This window comes from Thiohalorhabdus sp. Cl-TMA (assembly GCF_041821045.1).
GTDB lineage: Bacteria > Pseudomonadota > Gammaproteobacteria > Thiohalorhabdales > Thiohalorhabdaceae > Thiohalorhabdus > Thiohalorhabdus methylotropha.
Genome location: NZ_JBGUAW010000011.1, coordinates 87,028 through 109,041, shown reverse-complemented (window position 1 = coordinate 109,041; position 22,014 = coordinate 87,028). Strand labels below are relative to the sequence as shown.

The 22,014-nt window shown below is 66.5% G+C and carries 24 protein-coding genes; 11 read left to right on the top strand and 13 right to left on the bottom strand.

The window, feature by feature from the left end; all coding sequences use genetic code 11:
* Positions 1-37 precede the first annotated feature (37 nt).
* From ACERLL_RS15430 to ACERLL_RS15400, 7 genes are all read left to right on the top strand, one after another.
* The gene (locus ACERLL_RS15430; RefSeq protein ID WP_373656997.1) at positions 38-1,651 is read left to right on the top strand and encodes a hypothetical protein; all 1,614 of its coding nucleotides are present in this window, start codon (positions 38-40) and stop codon (positions 1,649-1,651) included.
* A 10-nt stretch (positions 1,652-1,661) separates the two neighbouring features.
* A complete protein-coding gene (locus ACERLL_RS15425) occupies positions 1,662-3,179 on the top strand; it encodes a DUF1501 domain-containing protein (protein ID WP_373656996.1) in 1,518 nt (505 codons plus the stop codon).
* Between the two features lie 41 nt (positions 3,180-3,220).
* Entirely contained in the window at positions 3,221-3,730 is a 510-nt protein-coding gene (locus ACERLL_RS15420) for a TlpA family protein disulfide reductase (protein ID WP_373656995.1), read from the top strand.
* A complete protein-coding gene (locus tag ACERLL_RS15415; protein ID WP_373656994.1) occupies positions 3,727-3,969 on the top strand; it encodes a DUF4266 domain-containing protein in 243 nt (80 codons plus the stop codon). Before ACERLL_RS15420 ends, ACERLL_RS15415 begins: the two co-directional genes overlap by 4 nt.
* Positions 3,956-5,179 carry a DUF3570 domain-containing protein gene (locus ACERLL_RS15410; protein WP_373656993.1) on the top strand — a complete coding sequence of 408 codons (1,224 nt, stop codon included), beginning with the start codon at positions 3,956-3,958 and terminating at the stop codon, positions 5,177-5,179. Before ACERLL_RS15415 ends, ACERLL_RS15410 begins: the two co-directional genes overlap by 14 nt.
* A 110-nt stretch (positions 5,180-5,289) precedes the next feature.
* Positions 5,290-5,922 (top strand): HAD family hydrolase, encoded by a 633-nt coding sequence (locus ACERLL_RS15405; protein ID WP_373656992.1) that lies wholly within the window; start codon positions 5,290-5,292, stop codon positions 5,920-5,922.
* Positions 5,923-5,934: 12 nt separating this feature from the next.
* Entirely contained in the window at positions 5,935-6,177 is a 243-nt protein-coding gene (locus ACERLL_RS15400; protein ID WP_373656991.1) for a hypothetical protein, read from the top strand.
* Positions 6,178-6,242: 65 nt separating this feature from the next.
* Here ACERLL_RS15400 and ACERLL_RS15395 read toward each other — a convergent pair whose 3' ends face one another.
* From ACERLL_RS15395 to ACERLL_RS15340, 12 genes are all read right to left on the bottom strand, one after another.
* The gene (locus ACERLL_RS15395) at positions 6,243-7,202 is read right to left on the bottom strand and encodes a YncE family protein (protein WP_373656990.1); all 960 of its coding nucleotides are present in this window, start codon (positions 7,200-7,202) and stop codon (positions 6,243-6,245) included.
* Positions 7,202-7,726 (bottom strand): SRPBCC family protein, encoded by a 525-nt coding sequence (locus ACERLL_RS15390; protein WP_373656989.1) that lies wholly within the window; start codon positions 7,724-7,726, stop codon positions 7,202-7,204. Before ACERLL_RS15390 ends, ACERLL_RS15395 begins: the two co-directional genes overlap by 1 nt.
* On the bottom strand, positions 7,726-8,802 hold the full coding sequence (locus ACERLL_RS15385; RefSeq protein WP_373656988.1) for a vWA domain-containing protein: 1,077 nt from the start codon (positions 8,800-8,802) through the stop codon (positions 7,726-7,728). The genes ACERLL_RS15390 and ACERLL_RS15385 overlap by 1 nt, the downstream gene beginning before the upstream one ends.
* The gene (locus tag ACERLL_RS15380) at positions 8,799-9,377 is read right to left on the bottom strand and encodes a hypothetical protein (RefSeq protein WP_373656987.1); all 579 of its coding nucleotides are present in this window, start codon (positions 9,375-9,377) and stop codon (positions 8,799-8,801) included. Before ACERLL_RS15380 ends, ACERLL_RS15385 begins: the two co-directional genes overlap by 4 nt.
* The gene (locus tag ACERLL_RS15375) at positions 9,374-10,360 is read right to left on the bottom strand and encodes a vWA domain-containing protein (protein ID WP_373656986.1); all 987 of its coding nucleotides are present in this window, start codon (positions 10,358-10,360) and stop codon (positions 9,374-9,376) included. The genes ACERLL_RS15380 and ACERLL_RS15375 overlap by 4 nt, the downstream gene beginning before the upstream one ends.
* A complete protein-coding gene (locus ACERLL_RS15370) occupies positions 10,357-11,268 on the bottom strand; it encodes a nonribosomal peptide synthetase MxaA (protein WP_373656985.1) in 912 nt (303 codons plus the stop codon). Before ACERLL_RS15370 ends, ACERLL_RS15375 begins: the two co-directional genes overlap by 4 nt.
* Complete coding sequence (locus tag ACERLL_RS15365) at positions 11,265-12,125, bottom strand: DUF58 domain-containing protein (RefSeq protein ID WP_373656984.1); 861 nt, start codon at positions 12,123-12,125, stop codon at positions 11,265-11,267. Before ACERLL_RS15365 ends, ACERLL_RS15370 begins: the two co-directional genes overlap by 4 nt.
* Positions 12,122-13,141, bottom strand: a complete 1,020-nt coding sequence (locus ACERLL_RS15360; RefSeq protein WP_373656983.1) for an AAA family ATPase — start codon at positions 13,139-13,141, stop codon at positions 12,122-12,124. Before ACERLL_RS15360 ends, ACERLL_RS15365 begins: the two co-directional genes overlap by 4 nt.
* 121 nt (positions 13,142-13,262) lie before the next feature.
* The gene (locus ACERLL_RS15355) at positions 13,263-13,559 is read right to left on the bottom strand and encodes a methanol dehydrogenase [cytochrome c] subunit (protein WP_373657043.1); all 297 of its coding nucleotides are present in this window, start codon (positions 13,557-13,559) and stop codon (positions 13,263-13,265) included.
* Positions 13,560-13,711: 152 nt separating this feature from the next.
* The gene (gene moxG / locus ACERLL_RS15350) at positions 13,712-14,245 is read right to left on the bottom strand and encodes a cytochrome c(L), periplasmic (protein ID WP_373656982.1); all 534 of its coding nucleotides are present in this window, start codon (positions 14,243-14,245) and stop codon (positions 13,712-13,714) included.
* Between the two features lie 6 nt (positions 14,246-14,251).
* Entirely contained in the window at positions 14,252-15,040 is a 789-nt protein-coding gene (moxJ, locus tag ACERLL_RS15345; protein WP_373656981.1) for a methanol oxidation system protein MoxJ, read from the bottom strand.
* 160 nt (positions 15,041-15,200) lie between these two features.
* Positions 15,201-17,084 carry a methanol/ethanol family PQQ-dependent dehydrogenase gene (locus ACERLL_RS15340; protein ID WP_373656980.1) on the bottom strand — a complete coding sequence of 628 codons (1,884 nt, stop codon included), beginning with the start codon at positions 17,082-17,084 and terminating at the stop codon, positions 15,201-15,203.
* Between the two features lie 600 nt (positions 17,085-17,684).
* Here ACERLL_RS15340 and ACERLL_RS15335 point away from each other — a divergent pair.
* Positions 17,685-18,017: a hypothetical protein gene (locus tag ACERLL_RS15335; RefSeq protein ID WP_373656979.1), complete on the top strand. Its 333-nt coding sequence runs from the start codon at positions 17,685-17,687 to the stop codon at positions 18,015-18,017.
* Positions 18,018-18,078: 61 nt separating this feature from the next.
* Positions 18,079-19,509: a dicarboxylate/amino acid:cation symporter gene (locus tag ACERLL_RS15330; RefSeq protein WP_373656978.1), complete on the top strand. Its 1,431-nt coding sequence runs from the start codon at positions 18,079-18,081 to the stop codon at positions 19,507-19,509.
* 60 nt (positions 19,510-19,569) lie between these two features.
* Here ACERLL_RS15330 and ACERLL_RS15325 read toward each other — a convergent pair whose 3' ends face one another.
* Positions 19,570-20,559: a phosphoribosyltransferase gene (locus ACERLL_RS15325; RefSeq protein ID WP_373656977.1), complete on the bottom strand. Its 990-nt coding sequence runs from the start codon at positions 20,557-20,559 to the stop codon at positions 19,570-19,572.
* Positions 20,560-21,055: 496 nt separating this feature from the next.
* Here ACERLL_RS15325 and ACERLL_RS15320 point away from each other — a divergent pair, with 496 nt between their 5' ends.
* A complete protein-coding gene (locus ACERLL_RS15320; RefSeq protein ID WP_373656976.1) occupies positions 21,056-21,373 on the top strand; it encodes a DUF1244 domain-containing protein in 318 nt (105 codons plus the stop codon).
* Between the two features lie 42 nt (positions 21,374-21,415).
* Positions 21,416-21,679: a hypothetical protein gene (locus tag ACERLL_RS15315; protein ID WP_373656975.1), complete on the top strand. Its 264-nt coding sequence runs from the start codon at positions 21,416-21,418 to the stop codon at positions 21,677-21,679.
* Positions 21,680-22,014: the final 335 nt, after the last annotated feature.

The window sequence follows — 22,014 nt, the reverse complement described above, 5'->3', positions numbered from 1 at the left end:
CTTCCGATCCGCATGCAGGCATTTTGCCGCGGCGCTCATGGGCCTCGGGCTCGTGGCCTGCGGCCAGGGGAACGTGCCGAGCGACGGACCCTCTGATTCCGACCTGAGGCCCAAGGGCTTCGCCGCCCCGCTCACCCAGAAGGCGTTCGACGGCCTGTCTCCGGAGGAGCGGTACCAGGTGGCGAACAAGCTGCTCGGCACCCTCTGGCGGGGCGTTCCCGTCGACTCCTTCTTCGACCTGTCCCGGGGCCTGGATAAGCCGTCCGTCGCCCATGAGGATTTCCTCGAGCAGACCCGCCGGGCCCTGTCGGAGCCGCTCTCGGCGGAGCGCCGCGAAGCCGCGGAGACGGAAATCTTCGGCCTCGACGCGCAGGGCAACCGCGACCCCGAGCAGGCCAAGTACCGATTCGACGACGAGCGGCTGCCCAAGCAGGAGCCTCTCGCCCGCATCGTCGAGTATCCGCTCTCCCGGGACATGTTCGCGGTGTGGATGGCGCACTTCCTGGCGAACACCATCATGTTCTCCCCGGCCCTGGAGATGGAGAGCACCAACATCAACGACGCCCAGCGCGTCATGGCCTCCCTGGAGCGCAAGATCACCGACGGCCAGTCGGTCCGGGAGATCGTGCGCGGCCACCTGCCCACCCTGAGCCGCTGGCGCGTTTCGCGCTCCCCCGAGAACCATGCCCTGGAGGCCTTCGAGCTCTACCTCGGGCTGTTCGATACCGAGGAGGACTCCCGCAAGGGCGGCATCGCCTGCAAGGACTTCTACCTCACCGACGAGGACATGGGCTACGAGCTGGTGCAGACGCCCTTCGCCAACAGCCGGCCGCAGGTGATCCTCGACCAGTACTACATCACCAACTGTGACGACCTCTACAACGTCATCGTCAGCGATCCGCGCTTCATGCCGCGGGTGGTGGAGGTGATCGTCAACTATCTGATGGCGGGGCGCAGCGCCGAGGACCGCCTGGCCATGGTGGAGTCCATCGTCAAGAGCGGTCCCGAGACCTTCGAGGATATCTTCAAGGCGATCCTGTTCTCCCGCGAGTACCTGCTCGGCACCAGGCGGGTGCAGGCGGTGGACGAGAACCTGTTCGGCACCCTTGCCCGCCTGAAGTGGTCCGCCTATCCGGAGCGCGGCGAGGTTGACGACGACATATTCCGGCGCATGACCCGCCTGTCCTATAGCCAGATGTACCTGGACAACATGGGCTGGGCGACCATGGAGTACAAGATCGGCCGGCAGCCGGACGTTCCCATGGACGCGCTCAGCTTCGCCAACTACCACAAGGCCATGCGCGAGCGGGTGCTTCTCCAGCACCGCGCCTACGACGGCAATCACTCGGAATATCCCGGGGAGCACGGCCTGTTCTACCGGCGGGATACGGAGGACCTCTATTCACCGCTGGCTTCCTTGGATCTGCGCGAGTTTGTCGACTACGTCTTCCTGACCGGTGCGCGGCGGTTCGCCACCGACGCCGAGAAGGCCGAGCTCCTGGACCTGGCGCGGCAGCGCTACTGGGTCCGGGAGGGGGACGACGCCAGCCTGGAATGGGTGGACGACAACCGCGCCGATGATTTCGCCCGCGCTATCTTCGACTACATCTCGCGCCTGCCCGAGCTCTATTACTACCGGGCCGTTCAGTAGGTACCGCGCCATGAATCGCAGAAACTTCCTCAAGATGGGCGGCGGCCTGGGCCTGGCGCGCGCCATCCCGGTCGGATTCCCGCTCTCGCTGCTGGCCCGCCGCGCCCGCGCCTTCAGCCCCGACTACGGCGCGGTGGGCTATACCCCGCCCACCGTCATGCCGCAGGTGATCAACATCTTCCTGTACGGCGGTCCCTCGGAGCTCGCGGGCAACCTGACCAACATCGCCGACATCGACGCCAATTCGCAGAACTCCTATACGGAGGCCTTCGGCGACGGCATCCTCGACTTCACCACCGACGGCGGCCAGATCACCCCGCACGGCTTCTGGCAGGACGCCGGCGGCGCCCACATGGAGGACATGATCGCCGGCGGCGATCTCTCCGTGTACCGCACCCTGGTCAAGCGCAAGAACGCCACCCGCTCCCACCGCGAGAGCATCTTCATCGCCAACAAGGGGGCGCTCGCCGTGGAGAACAGCCCGGGAGTGGGTACCCGGCTGGCCGGCCTGCTCCACACGCACCGCGACCGGGTGGCCACCGCGAGTCTCGCCGACGGCACCGCGGTGAGCAGCTTCGACGGGGGGCTTCCGGGCATGCCGCTGCCCTTCGTGTCCTTCGAGGGCGAGTCGACGTCCTACGCCATCGACCCGGACAAGCAGCTGCCCCTGGCCCTGCGGCCGATCACCATGAACCGGGATTTCGACAATCCCTACAGCCGGGGCCAGACCAATGCCACCAACGAGGCGGTCTTCGAGCGCCTGCGCGGCACGGTCATGGCGGAGGCCGGGTACCGCGAGCGCTTCGAGGCCGCCGCCAACGGCTTCGAGCACCGCAGGACCATGGAGGACCTGATCGGCCGGCTCGAGACCGCCCGCGACGAAGCCCTTCCCAATGTCGGGACGGCCGACCCCGACGGTGACGACACCACCGGCGAGCTCCAGTACCCGAACAACGGATTCGCGGAGAACGTGCGGGCGGCGGTGACCCTGGCCATCGCCAACCCGAGCACCGTCTACATCACCGCCGGCTCGGACGGCCTGGGCGGCTGGGACGACCACAACAACGGGGTGGACAAGTACCCGGGCCGCATGAACGACGTGATGGACACCCTGCGCGTGGCCATGCGCCACATCCGGCTGTCGAGCACGGGGTCCCGGCCCACCGACAACATCGTTATCAACGTCTTTGGCGACTTCGGGCGGCTGGTGAACCTCAACAACTCCATGGGCTGGGACCACGCCAACAACCAGAACCTCTACACCCTCGGCGGGGCCGCCCTGCGGCCCTCGGGGGCCCTCGGCAAGGTGGTGGGCGCCACCGAGCGGGTGGGTACGGCCGGCGAGAACAACCAGTACACCATGCCCACCGACGGCAGCTACGAGGCCGAGCCCATGGCCGTGGCGTCCACGGTGTACGGCTACTTCGGGGCGCAGAGGCCGGAGGCCATGACCGCCGACCCGGAGCGGAATCCCTCCGGCGATGCGCCCATCGACGAAACCCGGGCCGGGGAGCCGACCCTGTTTTGATCGCCGGGACCTTTCCAACCGACGCAGGGAAGCCGAAGCCGATGCACACCCTTTTATCCCGCTTGCTGCTACTCGCCGCCCTGCTGTCGGGCGCCGTCACCTCCGCCCTGGCCGCCGACACCGGCGACCGCGCCCCCGACTTCCGGATCCAGGGCCCGAACTTCCACGGCTCCGCCATGCTGTCGGAGCTCCGCGGCCATGTGGTCTACGTGGACTTCTGGGCCTCCTGGTGCGGCCCGTGCCGGCAGTCCTTTCCCTGGATGAACGAGCTACACGACCGCTATTCCGACGACGGCCTGGTCATCGCCGCCGTGAACCTCGACGAGTCCACCGCCGATGCGAAGCGCTTCCTGCGCGAGGTGCCCGTCGACTTTCCGGTGGTCTTCAACCCGGGAGGCGACCTGGCCGAGAAGTATGGCGTCTCCGCCATGCCGAGCTCCTACCTGGTGGGACCGGACGGTCGCATCGTCCATCGCGAGCTCGGCTTCCGGCTGGGCGAGCGCGAGCGCCTCGAGCGCATGATCGCCCGCCAGGTACGGGCGGCCCAATGAGGGGGGCGCGTCGCACGGTCCTGCCGCTACTGGCGGCTCTGCTCCTGAGCGCCTGCGCCAACAACGGCCCGATGGACTTCCGCAAGGTCAAGGCCTGGGAGCGCGGCACGCTGGCCGAGGAATCCATGCGCCTCGGGGGCGACCCGGTGGATGCCTATGTGGATGAGCACACCTATTTCAGCAAGGAGGCGTCCACGGGCGGCTCCGGAGTGGGGGCGGGTGGCTGTGGCTGCAACTAGATCGAAATCCATCGGCGGGCTGCTCGCCGCGGCCACCGCCAGCCTGCTCGGGCAGAACGCGGAATCCGCCGAGGTCTACGGCAACAACTGGTCGGTGGATGCGTCCTACCTCAGCTACAGCGAGGAGGACCGCGTCGACGTGGAGTCGTACATGATCGACGTGCGCGGCGACATGAGCGATCGGGACTCCATCAAGCTGGGGGTGGTGCTGGATACCATGACCGGCTCCACGCACACCGGCGCCGTCCAGACCTCCAGCGTGACCACGGTAACCGGGACCTCCGGAGCCGGCTTCACCACCTCGGGGGAGGCGAAGGCGCTGGCGCCTTTCGAGGATACCCGGCTGGCGGTGGACATGGCGTGGACGCACGATTTCTGGCGGACCTTCCGGGTCCGGCCCAATGCCTACGTCTCCGTGGAGAGCGACTACGAGGCGCTGGGCGGGGGGATCACCGCGGAGAAGGATTTCTTCAACAAGCAGACCACCCTCTCCCTGGCCTTCGGCGGCTCCACGGACAAGATCGCGCAGCTGGACGGTCGCACCCCCGTACCGGGCAGCGATACCGCCGATGAAGACTTCGCGGGGGAGGGCCGGCGCGAGACCCTTGACGGGGTGATCGGCATCACCCACGCCGTGAACCCCAAGACCCTCATGCAGCTCAACCTGTTCTACACGGTCTCCGAGGGCTACCACACCGACCCCTACAAGGTGGTGAGCGTCGCCAACGAGAATGACATCGAGCTCACCCGGATCTACGAGAGTCGGCCCACCGAGCGCAGGCGCAAGGGGCTCTTCGCCAGTCTGGTCCACGAGCTGCGCGCGGATCGGGATACCCTCGCCCTCGACTACCGGTACTACACCGACGGCTGGGGAATCGACTCCCATACCGTCAATCTGCGCTATCGCTATCAGCTCGGCTCCGAGCGCTTCTTCCTGGAGCCCTTCGGGCGCTACTACCGGCAGACCGCGGCGGATTTCTATGTGCGGAACCTCGCCACGGGGGAGTCCGTGCCGCGCTACGTGAGCGCTGACAACCGTCTGGCGAGGCTCCGGTCCACGACCTACGGGATGAAGCTGGGGGTACCCCTCGGTCAGGGCGGAATCCTCAAGCTCCGGGCCTTCCGCTTCGAGCAGCGCATGAAGAACGCCGTGTTCGGGGAGAACAACGCCACCGCCTACCAGATCACCTATACCAAGGACTTCCAGTAGGGTCCGGCCGATCGTATACGGCCCGATGCCCCTTTCCCGCCGGTGGTGCACTTGGTGGCGCCGTCCGTTTGTTGGATCCTGTTCCCAGAACCTGACCACAGGGGGATCCAGTGCAGCAGGCAGCCATCGAATGGGTGCTCCTCGACTACGGAGGGGTGGTGGCCGACGAGGGCCTGAAGGCGGGACTTCAGGCCCTGGCCCGGCATCATGGTCTCGATCCCGAGCAGGTGACGAGCCATTCCACCGACGCCGTGTACGATTCCGGTTACGTGACGGGGACCGGAAGCGAGGCCGACTTCTGGCGGATCCTGGGTGAGCGTACCGGTCTGTGGGTGGAGCCGCTGGAGGGAGCGGATGCCGTGCTTCCCCGCTTCCGGCTCCGGTCCTGGATGCTGGCATGGGTGCGCCGGCTTCGGGAGGCCGGCATCCGGGTGGGTCTGCTCACCGACCAGACCGACTGGCTGCAGCGTCTCGATCGCCGTGACGGTTTCCTGGCGGAATTCGACCGCGTCTACAACAGCTACCGAATGGGCAAGGGCAAGCAGGATCCCACCCTGTTCGACGACGTGGTGGCGGATCTGGGTGTCGACCCCGGTCGCGTCCTGTTCATTGATGACGCTTCGGGCCATGTGGAGCGGGCCCGCTCCAGGGGCTTACAGGCCCGCATGTACGAAGAGCGGGCCGCGGTCGAGCAGGCCCTGGAAGCGGTTCGGGCGAATGCGGGCGGCGGGAAGGACCGGTAGCCTGGCGGAATCATGCTGGAGGTCACCGTCGAGCCCGGCGGAAGCTCCGGAGAAGAGCCGCGGGCTTTCTACCTGAGCGGCCACCGCCAGGAGATCGAAGCCATGCTCGACCATTGGCCGGGCAGCGGCCATCTGTACCTCAAGGTCCGGGTACGGGGTGGGGCAATCTACATCCTGCGCCGGGAGGACGCCACCGGTCGATGGGAGCTGCGGCTGTTCCACGGCGGCAGGGAACCGCCCCTGTCCGGGGCCTGATGAAAGGCGGGAGCGATGGGCCTCGGAAACGTTTCGGAACCGCTCCGGCCCCACAGGGCGCATGCTCATTCCATGAACCGCCCGAAGCCGCGGGGTCCGGCCCCCACCTCAATGGTCGCGGTCTGCTTCCCCCGATCCAGATCCACCACCGAGACCGTATCGTCCAGCCAGTTGGCCACCACCGCGCGGTGCGTGGCCGCGTCCACGGCGATGCCGTCGGGCTGGCCGCCCACCTCGATCCGGTCGATGAGGGCGCCGCTGGCCACCTCGAAGCGGGCCAGCGTCCCGGCGCGCTGCTCGGTTACCAGCAGCGTGCGGCCGCCGTCGGCCAGGGCGAGTCCATAGGGGAAGATGCCGGTGCTAATCCGCTGCTCGGTGGTGCCCGCGGCGATGTCGACCACATGGACGTCGTCGCTGCGCACGTTGGCGACGAAGGCCCGCCTGCCCTCCGGGCCGGCCAGAACGGCGAAGGGCGCGTGACCTACCGGCACCTCGCGCACACGGGCGTTACCGGCGGTGTCGATGACCGAAAGGCTGTCGCCTTCCCGGTTGGCCACCAGCAGCCGCGATCCGTCCGGCGTCACCGCGGCCCCCGCGGGCTCCTTCCCGACGCCGATCTGGGCGATCAGGTGGCCGTCGGCGGCGTCGAGGACATGCACGCGGTCCATGGCCCAATCGGTGACGTAGAGCCGCCCCGCCTCGCCGGCCAGGGCGACGCCGAACGGCTCGCTGCCCACCCGCCAGACGTCGGTCACCCGGCGCGCTTCCTTGTCGATCACGCTCACCCGGCTGGTTTCCGGATGGCTCACGTAGACGCGCCGCTCGCCCACCGCGATCCCCACGGGACCCTCCGGGACGCTGATGCGGGCGACGCGGCTGCTGCTGGCGGGGTCGAGCACCTGCACGGCATCATCGCCCTGGACGGTCATCCAGGCCTTGGCGGAGTCGGGCGGCTCCGGCGCGCAGGCGGTCAGGGCGCCCAGAAGCGCCGCCGCCAGGGCCGCGAGGGGGCGGGTAGGGCGCATCACCCGCCCTCCACCTCGGCCTTGAGGCCCTTCAGCCCATCCTGGAAGAACCCGTGCATGGCCTTCTGGGCGGCCTCGTCGGTCTGCCCCTCCTCTGGGAAGTTGCCCGTATCGCCCCGGTAGAAGCGCGCGATCCATTCCACCTTGCTGCCGTTGCCATCGGGCTTCACCTCCAGCGTCGCGGTATAGAAGCTCACCGGAAACACCTCGGGGTCCTCCTTCGAGAGCCGGTAGCCCATGTAGTGCCGCTCGGGGTCGTACTCGTCCATGCCCTCTGTGATCGTGCCGCCGTCATTGAAAACCAGCACCCGTTTGGCTTGCTTGCCGCTGCCTTCCACTTGCACGGCCTTCAGCCGCGGCTGCCAGTCCGCCAGGGAGGAAAGATCTCCCAGAACCTCCCAGACCGCCCCCGGTGCGGCATCGATGTGAATCTGCTCCCGGGCCTTCTGCGGCGTCGGACCATGGGCCAGGGCCACGGCCGGCAGCAGGAGGAGGATGCCCAGAGTGCGGACGAGTGACTTCATCAGTTGCTCCTTTCCTTTCGCGAAACGCGGGATTTGTGTGCTGTGAAGAGTCGTGCGCGTTGCAGGTCGCCGAAAATGGTCAGGACGTAGACCAGGATCAGGGCCGACAACGCGGCCGCGGCGGGCAGCCAGCGGATATCGGTGCGCCGCATGCGGAGGTCCGCCCAATCGGTGGGGGTCAGCGCCTGATAGAGCGCGGCGTGGTCTTCCAGGTGCAGGTACTCGAAGCCGGCCTTTGCCGCCAGGGACTGCAGATGGCTCTCGCGCACCGCGGAGAGGTGCTCGCTGCCGGTCTTCTTGTGCCGTCCCCAGGGCGCGTTGCGGGGCACGTAGCCCTCGATCTCCTCGGGGTTTTTCGGCTGGCCGAACTTGGAGGACTGCTGCACGTCGTCCGGGCCGTAGACGCCGATGCGCTCGCCCTGGGCGTTGAATTTGGGGATCGGGGCCGGCTCATATCCCCCCACGCCCACGAGCACGCCGTGGAGCGGGGGGGCGTCCGGCGGCGGGGCGCCGAGGGCATCGGGCTTCTTGCCGGGAACCAGCTCGGCGGGGTCGGGCTCGTAACGCGGGTTCACCGGGGGCGCCTCATGGCCGTCGGTGAGGAGCACCAGCGCGGTACGCTCGTCGACGGCCGGCTGGCCGCGCAGGTCCCGCACGAGCTGTATGCCGTAGTACAGGCCCCGGTTGATGTTGCTGTCCGCGGCCCAGGCCATGCGCCAGTCGATCTGCTCGATGCTGGCCTGGAGGCTGTTGAAGCTGCCGCATACCTCCACCGGCATGAGCGTGATGTTGATGGTGCGCTCGGTGAACAGCGCCAGCCCCGCCCGCGAGCCGCAGGGCAGGCGCGATACGGCCTGGGCCACGGCCTGCTTGGCACGCTCCAGTCTGGTGACGGATTCGCCGGCGACGCGGTAATCCGCCACGTTCATGCTGCGGGTGATGTCGACCACGAACAGCGTGCTGTAGACCGGCTGGCGCATGGGCCAGCGGGGCACCAGGAAGGTGGCGAGTGCCAGCAGGAGGGCGGCGAGCAGCAGCCATAAGCGGATATCGGTGAAGGTGCTGCGGAGGCTCACGGCTCCCCCCGCGGGAATCCCGGCATCTGCGACCAGACGTCCTCTTTGGGCTCCGCGCCCTCCTCCGGGGTGCCCTGGCTGTTCGGCAGATCGCGCACCAGCCGTTGAGCGGCCTCGAAGTTGCGCTTGGCGGCCCAGTAGGCGGGCCGCGCCCGCAGGGCGTCCCGGTACGCCTCCTTGGCGAGCTCGGCCATGGTGCGGGCGCCGTCCACCTCGCCGTTGCGGGCCCGTTCCGTGGCGCGCCGCAGATAGAGGTTGGCGAGGTTGTAGCGCGCCCGTACGGCGTAATCGCGGGGATCCCCCCGGCGGCCGCCGTCTGTTCGGATCCAGATGGTCTGATAGGCGGAGCGGGCCTCGCGATAGCGCTCGAGCTCGCCTTCGCCATAGCCCCGCGCGAACAGGACCGCCAGGGGCGCCTCCGGGGTGATCCGCACATCCGCATGGGCGAGGACCTTCCGGATGCGCTCGTTCTGATGGGCGTTATGCAGCCATTGCCAGCCTTGCCAGGCGGAGATCCCCGCCGCTGCCAGGGCCACGGCCAGAGCGGCGGAGCGCAATATCCGTCGAATGGTCATGCCACCAGCTCCCTTTGCATGGCTTTGGCGGCCACCAGCAACAGCAGCAGCGCCCCGGCGAGCCCGAAGAACAAGCCGCTGAGATCCTGACGGGGAATGCGCTGCTCGTAGACCAGCGGCTGCGATTCCAGGCGGCCGATATCCTCGATGGCCCGGGCCAGGGCCTCCGGGTTCTCCGCCTCGTAGGCGTGGTATGGGGTGTCCAGGCTCTTGAAGAAGCGGTGCAGCTTCTGCTCCGGAAGCACCTCGGCCTTATCGCTGCCCGGCGCTCCGGGATGCGGCTCCAGGCCGGGGCTGCCCTCAGTGCGCAGGAAGATCCAGTAGAGCGCGACGTTGTCGCGCGCGAAGAGCGTGCGCAGCCGGGCGGCGCTGCTGAAGTCGATCTCCGCGGCGCCGTCGGAGAGGAGCACCACGGCCCGAGAGGCGCTGGGCCGGGAATCCTCGAAATAGGAAAGCGCGCTCTGGAGGCCCAGGGCCACGTTGGTGAAGGCGAGCCCTGGGGTGGCCGCGGCCCGCACGGCGGCGCGCACGGCCGCCTGGTCGTCGGTGAGCGGCAGTACCGGCATGGGCCGGGTGCTGAAGGTCACCACGCCGAACAGGTCGTGCTCGCGGCGCTCGATGAAGGCGGAAAGCAGCCGGCGCGCCGTATCGCTCTTGGATTCCTCGCCGCCCTGCGGATTGCTGCCCGCGAAGGTCTGGTCCATGCTCCGGCTGCGGTCCAGCGTGAGCACGATATGGGCGCCGCGTGTGATGCGCTCCACCGTTTGCTGGCCCAGGTACGGTCCGCCCAGGCCCAGAAGCAGGGCGGTCACGGCCAGGAGGCCGGCGGCTCGGAGACCGAAGTCCACGATCCGGGAGAGGCCGTCGCGGGGCAGCATGGCCGTCCAGGCGTGCTCCCGCTCCCGCAAGGGGAGGCGCCACCACGGCAGCAGCCCCAGCAGCAGCGCCGCCAGCAGCCACGGATGCTCGAAGCCCATGCTCATGTCCGCAGCTCGCGGGCGCGGCAGCGGCTCGTCAGATCCCGCACTTCGTCGAGCTCGTAGCCCCGGGGCCCGTCGTCCGCGGCGAAGAACAGGTGCCGCGACGATTCGAAGAAGGCGGCGATGTCGTCATGCAGGTCCGAGAAGGCCGGGTGGGTGGTTACGAATGCGTCCACGTCCTCCGCGAATACGGCATGCCCCGCCGTTTCGTCGAAGGCTCGGTGGAGCGTGCGCATGGCCGCCTCCGTGGCCCCGCGGTCCGATTCGCGAAGTCGGCGCAGCGATCGGACCGCTCGCCCGAAGGGCCCGCGCCGGCGCCCCGGCAGGCGGTCGGCCGCCCAGGCCCAGAGCAGGAGCGCCAGGGAGAAGACGCCGAAAGCGGTCAGCGCGCCCCGGCGCGGCTCTGCCACCGGCAACCGATCCGGCTGCTCGTCCGCCGCCATGATCCCGTTCTCCGGGTCGCCGAACTCCGCCTCGGGACGGAGGGCTATGAGCGGCGACATGGTGAAATCGAAGCTCGGTACCCGCGCCTCCAGCCGCTCGCCGGCATCGTTGCTCGCCGATATCCGGAAGGCGGGCAAGCGCCGGGGAACCACCTGAAGGGGTGCGTAGAAGAGCTGATAGCCGAGGGTGACCCGGGCCGTACCGCCCCGGTCGCCGCCGTCCACCGCCATGTCCGCGAGCTCCAGCCAGTAGTTGACCTTGCCCGTGGCGGGCAGGGACGTCCGCTCGAGGCGGTATCCGGGAGGCAGCCGCAGACGCAGCCGGCGCTCGATGCGGTCGCCGGCCACGTGGCCGTAGGACCGCGGCTCGGTAACGGAGAGGTCGATCCCGGCGGCGTTGGCCGGCAGCGCCCATGCAGAGGCCAGGACCAGCAGCGGTATTGCCCAAATTCGCCCCCGGGCCTTCATGGTGTCCCCAGGAAGTAGTCGGTAAGCGCATCGGGATCGAAGCGTTCGCCGCTGAAGAACGGCCTGCGGCCGAAGCGCGTGAAGACGCGCGTCAGTATCTGCCGCCGCCGCTGATAGGAGGCTCGTAGCCGCTCCGCCAGCCCTGGCCGCATGAACAGCATGCGGCGGTGGCCGCTCTCCGGGTCCTGTAGGCCCACCAGTCCGTAGCGGGGCAGCTCGGTGTATTCGCGGGTGTGCCAGACCACCACCGGCACCACGTCGTGCCGCGACAGCCCCTGGAGCACGCGCTCGAGGCGGTCTTCGGGCCAGTGGAAATCGGATACCAGGAGCACCAGGGAGCGATGGCGGGGCAGGCGCGCCCCCGCAGCCTCCAGGGATTGGGCCGTCTCTCCGAGCGGCGGGCCGTTGTCCAGCAGACCCTTGAGCCGCTGGGCGGCGCCACGGCGGAAGCTCGGCGGGAGGTGGAGGGCGTCTTCCAGGCGGTCCCCCGTTCCCAGGAATCCGAACGCGTCGCCACAGGCGGCCGCCGAGCGGGCCGTGGCGTCCACGAATCCGCGCAGGAACGTCGCCTTGTCCCCGAAGCGCATGGAGGAGGATAGATCGGCCACGACCATCACGGTGATGGCGGACCGTTGCCGGAAGGTACGCGTGAATAGCGTACCGAACGGGTCCCGTAGGCTGGCCCGCAGGTCCAGGCGCCGCGGGTCGGGATGGTCCAGCAGCGACGCGTAGCCGAGGAAGAGATGGCCCATGCCGGCCCGCTGGCCCACGTGGCCACCGGGACGCAGTCCCCATGGCCGCCAGCGCAAGCGGTAGACGAATTCGCTTGCCTCGTTGTGGACCGTGGCGGCCGTCAAGGCGCAGCCACCCGTTCCAGTGCGGCGCCGATGAGGCGACCGATGATCTCGTCGCGCCGCAGCTCGTAGACCGGGTTGAAGAAGATGCGATGGCCCGCGGTTTCGAGGAATACGGCGCGGATATCCTCCGGCACCACCATCGCCCGGTCCGCCAGCCAGGCATGCACGCGGGCGGCGCGGATCATCATGCTCATGCCGCGGGGGCTGCCCCCGCCGGCGACAAGGGTCTCCGTGTCCACGTCGTCGAGGTGGATGCCGTGGTAGGCGGGAGCGCGGACCGCTTCCCACAGGTCGAGGGCATAGTCCTGCAGGGCCTCGCTGACCGTGATCCGGTGCTGCAGGGTGGTGGCGAGGTCGTTGAGGGCGGTGTAGTCGACGATGCCGGGCTCGACTTCCTCGATCAGGCGGTCCGTGTCATGGAAGCGGGGATCCGCCATCAGGGCGCGCCGGGCCTCGCGCGCTTCCGGCATGGTCACGTTGATCTCCATGAAGAAGCGATCGCGGGCCGCCGCGGGCAGCTCGAAGGTCTCTTCCCGCTCCACCCGGTTGCGGTCGGCGAAGACCAGCAGGTGCGGGAAGTGATACTCGCGGTTGAAGGCGGCCATGGAGCGCTCGGCCATGAGCCGCAGCAGAAGCGAATGCATCTGTGGCCGCGCACGGTTGATCTCGTTGAAAAAGAAGGTCGCCAGGCCTTGGCCGTGGCGCAGCAGCGGACCCGGCTCCACGCAGGGCTGTCCGGATTCGTTGACGTAGGTGTGGTAGACCATGTCCGAGGGCATCAGGTCGACCGTTCCCTCGAGACGTTCATACCCGCCCCCCAGGCCACGGGCCAGGGCGCGCAGCAGCGTGGTCTTGCCGACGCCGACATCGCCCTCGAGCAGGGCGTGGCCCCGCGCGAAGATTGCCACCAGCATGAGATGGACCGCGTGCGACTGATCCACCATCACCGCATTGACCTGCTCCTCAAGCGCGGTGGCCCGGGCGTGCCAGTCGGCGAGGACGTTCTCCTCATGCATAAGCGTTCCCGGTTTGCGGCCGGCGGGCCGGCCCGTTGGAAATAAGCGGCCCCCGCCGGCGGCGGGGGCCGGGTCGCTCACCATCGCTGGGGATGGCTGTCCTTCGGGGTTCCGTGCTGCGTTATTTCAGCTTCTCGACGTCGTAGACCCAGTTGCCGGTTTCCTTGAAGTGCTCGACGCGCATGGCGTTGCGCTTCTCCATGGCCTGGATCGACTCCTGCTGCTTGTTGAGCTCGCTTTCCTTGTGCTTCGGGTCGTATTTGGTGCCCTCGACCTTCTCCGGGAAGCCGGGCTTGGGCTCCCAGCACTGGCCCGGGGCCTCGCAGTTGGTGCCGTCATAAGCCATTGCCGGGCCGACGGTCAGCAGGCCGGCCAGAGTGATGAATGAAGCGCCGAGAATGGTGGTCTTGCTCTTCATGGTCCTACCTCCTGTGGTGCGTTCCTGCTTGGTGGTAACTCCCGCGATCCTGCGGATCATGGCTTCGGATCCTCCTGTTTCCCGCCGGGCGGGGTGTGCAGAGCGGCCACCCGTGTCCCGCGAAGCGGGGCGGCGGAGCTCCCGTTCCGGACTCACTGGTTCCCGCGTTTTTCACGCAGTGCCTCGCGCTCTTTCGATGTGAGCCATTCGGCCTCGGAGGCCTTGCCCTCGTAGATGCTCCGGATGTAGGCCATGGTCTGAAGCATCTCCGTCCGGGTGAGCGTCGAGTAGTGCGGGCCCATCTGAGCACGCGCACCGCCGAAGATCGTGGCGAAAAGGCCGGCGTCGGTGGCGTTCGTGGTATAGGTCCAGTAATCGTCAACCAGCGACGGGCCGATCTTCCCCTTGGCATGGTGGCCGTGGCACCCCGAGCAGGCGGTCAGGAAGTTCCGCTCCCCCTTTTCGATGGCCTGCTCATTGCCGTTCAAAGGGTTATGCCCGGTTTGCTCGAACTTCTTCACCGCTTCCGGGTTCTTGCCCACTTCCGCCTTGGAAAGATCGAGTGGTTGTCCGGTGACGGTGTTGCGGAATATCTCCTTCGCGAGCACGGGGCTCGAGAGGAGGGCCAGGGAGACGCTGGCCAAAAACACGCCCGACAGCAGGCGGGTCCGTTTGCTTTGCCTCATTTAGGATCAATCTCCGGTATGGTTTTTCGCGGTCGCCGACCCGGCGACTCCGAGTAGGGGAAAGCCTTCGTCCTTCAGAACCGAACGGATCTTGTCGTACCGGGCCTCTATGGCCTGGTTCAGCGCGTCACGCAGCGCCTTGTCTTCCTTGCGGGTACCCATGGACTGGGCGTAATGGAAGACCACCGGACCGTCCGAGGTCCGGGTGTCGGGGACCACATTCATGGTCAGCTCGCGGGAGGCCTGCTTTACGTAACGCGCGGCCTTCGGGCCCCAGACGATGGCGATATCGGCCTTGCCGCTGGCGACCTCCGAGATCATCCGTTGCGGGTCGTAGCGGACGTACTCGTTACGGCGCGACGCGTAGCCGATGAGCGAGAACATATAGTTGAGGTTGTTCCGCCACTTGCCCATTTCGCGCAGCTTGGCCTCCACCGGGCTGTAGGGCGTTACGGCGAAGCGCGTCATGTCCGCCAGATCACCGCTCTCCCAGTCCTTCACCTCCACCCCGGCGTCTGCGGGGTAGACGAAGACATAGCTGGAGCGGTAATAGGGCTGCGTGGTCGCCACTCGTGGGTCATCCGAGTCCAGGCCCATCACCACGTCGCACTTGTCCTTCCGGAGGAATTCGGGCACCAGGTAGATGCCCGGCCGGTCCGCCCAGACGAACTTGAGCTCCCGGTTCATGGCATCGGCGACAATCTCGGCGATCTCGTTCTCGAAGCCGTTTTTCTCGGCGCTGGAATAGGGCAGCTCGTCCTTGGCCGCGCATACGCGCAGGGTTTCCTTGCCCATGTCGCCGGCGGCTTGGCCGAATGCCGGCCAAAGAAGCGCCGCGGCCAAACCTAGCGATTTGAATGCATGCTTCATGTGATACAGCTCCGAAAGCGCACAATTGGGTACAAGAGCGGGCGCGCGCGGAGGCACGCGCCCGTGGCCTCTTGCATGCAGCGGCTCAGTTGCTGGCCTGGTACTCACCCACGTCGACGTTGTCGAACGGGGTATCCCCTTCCAGCGAGAAGGCCATGAAGCCGCCACCCATCTGGGTGTGCTCCTGGAGCTTCTTGAAGGCGTTCACAGCGCCGAGTCCGGCGGAGGGATCCTCCAGGTCGAAGACCAGACCCACACCCGGCCAGCCGCCGACACCGTAATTGATGCCCACGTACTGGGTGCCGTCGTGCTTGTAGGTGATGGGATGGCCGATCACGCCGGAGGGCAGCTTGTACTTCCACAGCAGCTCACCGGTACGGGAGTCGCGGGCCTTGATGAAGCCGTCGAGGGTGCCGTAGAAGACCAGATTGCCGGCGGTGGCGGTGGTGCCGCCCCAGACGGCGAAGCGCTCCATCTTGGACCACTTGAATTCGCCGGTTTTGACGTCGTAGGCCTTGATCTGGCCGGAACCGGTGCTCTCCTCGCGGTTGCCCTTGGGTCCGGGATAGGTCCAGACGTTGGCGCCCACGAAGAACTGCCCCGCGCGGTAGGGAAGCATGTAGGGCTCCCAGTCCATGCACAGGTGGTTCATGCCGATGAAGAACAGCTCTTTGTCGGGGTCGTAGGAGTCCACGCCCTGGTTGTGGTAGCCCATGGCCGACGGGCAGATGCCCTTGGTCTTGTGGCCCATGCGGGTGCCGTACTCGGGATCCCGGACGGGGGTGCCGGTGTCCAGGTTGACGTGCTCCACCCAGTTCACCGTGTCGTCCATCTTGTCGGCCGCGACGAGGTCGCCGTTGGTGCGGTCGAGGGAGTAGAGGATGCCGTTCCGGTCGGGGTGGGTGAGCAGCTTCTTGGTTTCGCCGTCGACCTTCTGCTCGGAGAGCATCATCACGTTGACGCCGGCGTAGTCCCACTCGTCGTGGGGCGTCTTCTGGTAGGCGAACTCGGCCTTACCCGAATCCACATCCCGGGCGAAGATGGTGTTGGTCCACTTGTTGTCGCCGGGGCGCATGGTCTCGTTCCAGGGAGCAGCGTTGCCGGCGCCGTAGTAGACCAGCTCCTCTTCCGGATCGTAGGCGTACCAGCCCCAGTTGGTGCCGCCGCCCACTTTCCACTGGTTGCCTTCCCAGGTCTTGAGTCCGAGGCCCTCTTGACCGTATTGTGGGTTCGCGCTGTTGAAGTCATCGGCGAGCAGCAGGTCCTTGTCAGGGCCGGTGGCGTAGGCGCGCCAATCCTGCTCGCCGGTTTTAATATCGTAGGCGGTCACCACGCCCCGCACGCCCAGCTCCGCTCCGGACGAGCCGATGATCACCTTGTCCTTCACCACGTAGGGCGACTGGGTCAGGGTCTGGCCCACGCTCGGGTCCATGACCTCCAGCTTCCAGTACATCTCCCCGTTGTTGGCGTTCAGCGCCAGCAGGTGCCCGTCCAGGGTGCTCTCGATGATCAGCGGCGGGGTGTCTCCTTCCCCGGGATAATAGGCCAGCCCCCGGTTGACCACGTCGCAGCAGGCCACCGAGCGCGCCGCCGGATCCTGCTTGGGCTCGTATTGCCAGACGATCTTGTTGGGATTGTCCAGATCGACGGCGAAGACCTTGTTGGGGTACGGCGAGTGGATGTACATCATGCCGTTAACCACCAGGGGAGCGCCTTCGTGGCCCGAGAGGACGCCCGTGGAGAAGGACCATGCCGGCTCCAGGTTCTCCACGTTGGAGGCGTTGATCTGGGTGGATTCACTGAAGTGCTGGCAGTCGTAGCTCTTGCACTGCATCACCCAGTTCTTTTCGCTTTTCGCGAGCTCCTGCAGCTTTTCATTGGCCGTGGCCGTGCCCGCGTAGGCGGAAAGAGAGACGGCTAGCAGGGCCATTGAGCCCTTGTACACCGAACGGTGTGTCAGACGTCCCATGACATTTCCTCCTTGCATGGATTTTGTTTGCACGTCTTCCGCCTCCGGCTCTTCGGCACTGCTGCTTCTCCATACGGAACGGCGATTCCATTGAAGTCCTGAATCCCACACTCCTTCAGGGCCTTCTAATTGGGGCCATATAAGGCATGGCTTCTCCCGCTCGCTCTTCAGGAGAATCGAGTCCCGAATCCGTTGTCCGAGTGCAGTCGGAGGTAGAAAACCTGTTACTGGACTAAGCAAGTAGCGGGCCAAATTACAAAAGCTCCTGTTCTGCAACGCATTAGCTTATTTTTCGTTTGCTCAGGGAGGGGTTATGGGCATAGTTGTCCGGCTATATATAGCCAGAGCTGGATAATTTTCCGCACCGCGGAGGTCGATTGCGGCGGCGAACCGGTATTCGGCCGCATGGAGCGGCCCGGGGCCGGGCATCTGGGAGGCACGTTCCGGAAGGGCGGCATTCCCGCCGGCAAACGGATGGAGACAGCCGTCCGAAAGCGGCGGGCTCCGGGTTTCCGGCGGCGGCCCGGGTTCTGCTACAGTGCCGAGGCTTGGCAAGTCCAGGACAGCGGCCTTTTCCACGATCAAGCGAGGGGACCAGCAATGATCCGTCGGTTGCCGGTATTGGTGGTGCTGGCGATGCTTGCCGCCGGGTGCGCCCAGGTGGACGTCGGTAAGGACTTCGACCTTCAGGCCTTCGAGGAACGGGTCGAAGTGGGCGAGACGGAGCGCACGGATGTGCGCCAGTGGCTCGGCGAGCCGGTGAGCACCGGACAGGTGGTGCGACCCGATGGAACGCGGGTGGAGGAATGGACCTACTACTACGGTACCGGGACCCTGCCGGGACTGTCGGATGCCCAGCTCAAGATGCTGGAGATTCAGTATCGAAAGAACGGCGTTGTGGATAGCTATAAATGGACCGGTGAAACCCAGTGAACCTTCCGTGTACCGGGCTCACGGGGGCTGAGCCCGCAAGCATTGCCGGCGGCTTGGACACATGAGCCCACTGACCGCGCTGGAGTCGCTGTACCCAACGAGCCTGAAGACCCGCATCGCGCCCGTCCGACGTCTGGTTATCGGCAGGCTCTGGCTCCAGGTGCTCCTGGCCATGGTGCTGGGGGTGATCGCGGGCCTGCTCATGAGCCCGGACACGGGGTGGCTCGGCAGGTCCACGGCCCTGGCGGTAGGCGAATGGATCTCGCTGCCCGGCCACCTCTTCCTGGCCTTCATCCAGATGATCGTCATTCCCCTGATCCTGGCGTCCATCATCCAGGGCATGGCCGGGGCCACCGACATCCAGCAACTGAAGAGCACGGGGCTGTGGCTGGGGATATACTTCCTGGCGGCCACCGTACTGGCCACCGCGATCGGTATTACCGTGGCTTTGGCCCTGAAGCCCGGAAGCTACGTCGAGATGGGGTCGGTAAGCGGGGAAGCGACTGCATCGGCGAAGCTCCCCGCCGCCCCGGACGATCGGGCGGGATCCTCGGCGCCCTTTTCCTTCAGCGAGCTCCCGGGTCAGGTCACGGAGGCCCTGCCCACCAATCCCATGGCGGCCATCGCTCAGGGCGATATGCTGCAGATCGTGATCTTCGCCGTCGTGCTGGGGCTCGGGCTGCTCAGTCTCGACCCCCGATCAGCGCGGCCGCTTCTCGATCTGTTCGGCTCCATACAGTCCGTGTCCATGGCGGTGGTGGGCGCGGCCATGCGCTTCGCGCCGCTGGCCGTTTTCGGACTGCTGGCCCAGGCCATGATCAAGACGGGTCCCGGGGTGCTCACCGGGCTCGGCGTGTATGCCGGCTCGGTGGTGCTCGGCATGGCCCTGTTGCTGCTCGCCTATCTGGCCCTGGTGGCCGGCCTGGGACGCAGCAACCCCCTGCGCTTTTTCGCCGGCATCCGGGAGCCGTTCCTGCTGGCCTTCTCCACCAACAGCTCGGCGGCCACCATGCCGGTGACCGTCAAGAGCGCCGAGGAGCAGCTCCGCGTCCGACCCTCCATCTGCCAGCTGGTGGTCCCTCTCGGCGCCACGGTGAACATGGGCGGTACGGCCCTCTACCAGGGCCTGGCCACCCTGTTCATGGCGCAGATGTTCCAGATGGAGCTCCCCGTCAGCGCCCTGCTCGCCCTGGTGGCGACCGCGCTGGGCGCCTCCATCGGTACCCCCGCGGTGCCGGGGGTGGGCATCATCGTCCTATCCTCGGTGCTGAGCAGCGTGGGGGTGCCGCTCACCGGGCTCGCCCTGATCATCGGCCTGGATCAAATCCTCGAGCGCTTTCGCACCAGCCTGAACGTTACCGGGGACCTGGCCGCCTGCGTGATCATGGATCGCTTCATGCCTTCCAAACGCTCCCGAGAGGAGGAGCGGGCGCAGGAGGTGCGTCAGGAGACGCGGGGCGAGGCCGCGGCCCCGGAGACGGTCATGGAGTGAATATCCCGCGCCCGCGAATGCGGTCGGACGGTACCGGCGCGCCGGGGGCGGAGGCCGCGTCTAGTTTTTCACCAAGCCCCCGGACAACAGGTACTTGCGGTAGAGAACCTTGATCGGCTCCGGTATGTGCCGTTTCCAGCTCCCTTTCTGGATCTCCATCCGGCCCCTGGACAGGGCGCCCCGGATGCCTCCCGGCTGTACCAGCTCCCCGTTCTCGAAGGAGAGGACGCTCTTCCCGGAAATCTGGGCTATCTCCATGGCCTGTTGGTGCGCGCTCTCGATGAACAGGCTGGCGTCCACCTTCTTGTAGATATTCCCCTTGAAAAATCCGTGGCCTCCCAGCCGGCGCCGTTCGGCGGCGGAGCCCAGATTCATCATGTAGAGGTGATGGAAGCGTATCCCGTTGGCCCGCAGCCACTGCTCCGTTTCCTCGCGGTACCGTTCCAGTCGGCTGGTGACCAGATACCCGATGGTCTGGCTGGGGGTCTGTAGCGCGGGAACCTGTTCCAGAAATGCCCGGTAACGGGGTCCATCGTCATTCTCCTCGGGAGTCGGATCCCGGCACAGCACGCCGTCAATATCGACACAGGAATGGTTCAGGATGCTCTTGTGCATCAGATTCCATTCGAAGATCCGGGGGTAGCGCACGGGCGCCAGAGCGAAATCGATGTCGTACTCGGAATCGGGCTCATAGTAAACCGCGCCGATATTGCTCCGATCGCGCAATCCGGCGTATTCCAGCTGCTTCCCCACCTTTTTCATGGACGCCCCGGTGAGGATGGAGTCGTCAATCACCAAGGGGGCTCGGGCCTCCCAGCTGCTCTGGAATCGCAGGGAGGGCTTCAAGGCCTTCGTGTCACCGAACCAGGGGGGGGTTCCCGCCAGAAAGCCGGCAATGTCTATCAAGGGCAGATTCCTGTGGGTGGCCACAATGCTGGCGGCCAGCATCCCACTGCGGGGGACGCCAACAATAAGGTCCATGTTGTCCGGGAACCGGTGCCCTGAATAGAAAATGTCTTTGCTCAGGTCTGCGATGTCCTTGTAATTCATGGTTGGCTCCCGCACTCCCGGCTTCTTTTCAAGGTTTCGTATAGTTTTCCGGGGCCGCCGTGGGGAAGCGCTTCTTCCCTATAGTATGCGTAAGGTTTTTCGCTCATTTTTGCTTTCCTCGGTTTTTTCTTCTCATTGGCTAGTATAGACACAGGATTTTTCTGGTAACAAAAGCGGAAATTTTTGTTAAAATCGGTTTACTGTTTCAGGCTTCCGGCTTCTCCCTCGCCCGCCCGCTGGAACGACTGATTTCCCTGCTGTCCGCATTCCCGGACCCGGATGTCGGGCCGTCGGCCCGCTTTACAGCGAACACGGTCCGATACGGGCTGCCCAAGGGGATATCGGGCCCGGTCGCCGGTATTCGTACCGGGCGCCATGCCGAAGGCGGGCGCGGAGCCGGATCCGGGCCCGCCCCCCAATGGCGGTGCCCGGTGCCGAACAATTTTCCAATCCCGGGCCGTGTGCCCGTTTTCCTGCTATTAACGAGGAGCCATTCATGGACGAGCAGACGCGTATCGAGATAGAGGCTGCCGCATTCCGCGGGCTTGTGAAGCACCTGCAGAATCGCACCGATGTGCAGAACATCGACCTCATGAACCTGGCCGGCTTCTGCCGCAACTGCCTGGCCAAGTGGTACATGGCCGAGGCCCAGGCTCGGGAGGTCGCCATGGATTACGAGCAGGCCCGGGAGGTCATCTACGGCATGCCCTACGGGGAATGGAAGGATCGCTATCAGGCGGAAGCCACCGAGGAGCAGAAGCAGCAGTTCGAGGCTTCCAAGCCCCTGCATGCCGATACCGGGGCGGGCAACTAGGCCCGCCCCTCCCATCGGGCTACCCCGGAGGGAGACAGGGACATGTTCAAGGTGTACCTGGACGGAAACGAATATCGGAGCGTCGCCACCATCCGGCTCGCCTGGGGCGTTATCGACCGGGAGTACCACAATCTGGCCCCCGGGGAGGCCCTGGATTGGGGCATCGAGGCCTTCAGCGGCAGCTTTCACCGGGATCGGATGACCCGGGACCAGTGGAAGGCCTTCGCCAAGGGCCCCCTGGCCTTCCAGAAGGCCCTGGAATCCATGGCATGGCAGGACCGGGTGGGGTTTTCGCAGGGACCATGACGCGGTAGTGGCAGTCGGGAAGGGGGCCTCCCGCCCCCGCCGTCCCGGGAGCCCGAACGCCCCATACGGTGGATTCCACACGACCGCAGTCCGGAAAGCACACTGGCCCTGCTGCGTTGGGCTGCCTGTTCGTCTCCAACCGGTGCCGGGCTCTGGAGTCCGACACCTTCCGCGCCCGGCTGATGCTCGAAAGTACCATCTGCATGCAAGGGGCGGAGGCGGCCCGGGTCTTCTACGATCCGGAGCGGTTCAACCGAGCGGGCGCGGTACCCGGGCGCACTGACCGCCGAGCAGGTGGAGGAGGACCGGGACCAGGCCAGCTCCGGCAACCTGCA

Bases quoted from the DNA above. Each gene is read 5' to 3' on its own strand.
- ACERLL_RS15430 (WP_373656997.1), top strand. From the start codon at position 38: ATGGGCCTCGGGCTCGTGGCCTGCGGCCAGGGGAACGTGCCGAGCGAC.
- ACERLL_RS15425 (WP_373656996.1), top strand. From the start codon at position 1,662: ATGAATCGCAGAAACTTCCTCAAGATGGGCGGCGGCCTGGGCCTGGCG.
- ACERLL_RS15420 (WP_373656995.1), top strand. From the start codon at position 3,221: ATGCACACCCTTTTATCCCGCTTGCTGCTACTCGCCGCCCTGCTGTCG.
- ACERLL_RS15415 (WP_373656994.1), top strand. From the start codon at position 3,727: ATGAGGGGGGCGCGTCGCACGGTCCTGCCGCTACTGGCGGCTCTGCTC.
- ACERLL_RS15400 (WP_373656991.1), top strand. From the start codon at position 5,935: ATGCTGGAGGTCACCGTCGAGCCCGGCGGAAGCTCCGGAGAAGAGCCG.
- ACERLL_RS15395 (WP_373656990.1), bottom strand. From the start codon at position 7,202: ATGCGCCCTACCCGCCCCCTCGCGGCCCTGGCGGCGGCGCTTCTGGGC.
- ACERLL_RS15390 (WP_373656989.1), bottom strand. From the start codon at position 7,726: ATGAAGTCACTCGTCCGCACTCTGGGCATCCTCCTCCTGCTGCCGGCC.
- ACERLL_RS15380 (WP_373656987.1), bottom strand. From the start codon at position 9,377: ATGACCATTCGACGGATATTGCGCTCCGCCGCTCTGGCCGTGGCCCTG.
- ACERLL_RS15375 (WP_373656986.1), bottom strand. From the start codon at position 10,360: ATGAGCATGGGCTTCGAGCATCCGTGGCTGCTGGCGGCGCTGCTGCTG.
- ACERLL_RS15370 (WP_373656985.1), bottom strand. From the start codon at position 11,268: ATGAAGGCCCGGGGGCGAATTTGGGCAATACCGCTGCTGGTCCTGGCC.
- ACERLL_RS15360 (WP_373656983.1), bottom strand. From the start codon at position 13,141: ATGCATGAGGAGAACGTCCTCGCCGACTGGCACGCCCGGGCCACCGCG.
- ACERLL_RS15355 (WP_373657043.1), bottom strand. From the start codon at position 13,559: ATGAAGAGCAAGACCACCATTCTCGGCGCTTCATTCATCACTCTGGCC.
- moxG (WP_373656982.1), bottom strand. From the start codon at position 14,245: ATGAGGCAAAGCAAACGGACCCGCCTGCTGTCGGGCGTGTTTTTGGCC.
- moxJ (WP_373656981.1), bottom strand. From the start codon at position 15,040: ATGGGCAAGGAAACCCTGCGCGTATGCGCGGCCAAGGACGAGCTGCCC.
- ACERLL_RS15340 (WP_373656980.1), bottom strand. From the start codon at position 17,084: ATGGGACGTCTGACACACCGTTCGGTGTACAAGGGCTCAATGGCCCTG.
- ACERLL_RS15335 (WP_373656979.1), top strand. From the start codon at position 17,685: ATGATCCGTCGGTTGCCGGTATTGGTGGTGCTGGCGATGCTTGCCGCC.
- ACERLL_RS15330 (WP_373656978.1), top strand. From the start codon at position 18,079: ATGAGCCCACTGACCGCGCTGGAGTCGCTGTACCCAACGAGCCTGAAG.
- ACERLL_RS15325 (WP_373656977.1), bottom strand. From the start codon at position 20,559: ATGAATTACAAGGACATCGCAGACCTGAGCAAAGACATTTTCTATTCA.
- ACERLL_RS15320 (WP_373656976.1), top strand. From the start codon at position 21,056: ATGGACGAGCAGACGCGTATCGAGATAGAGGCTGCCGCATTCCGCGGG.
- ACERLL_RS15315 (WP_373656975.1), top strand. From the start codon at position 21,416: ATGTTCAAGGTGTACCTGGACGGAAACGAATATCGGAGCGTCGCCACC.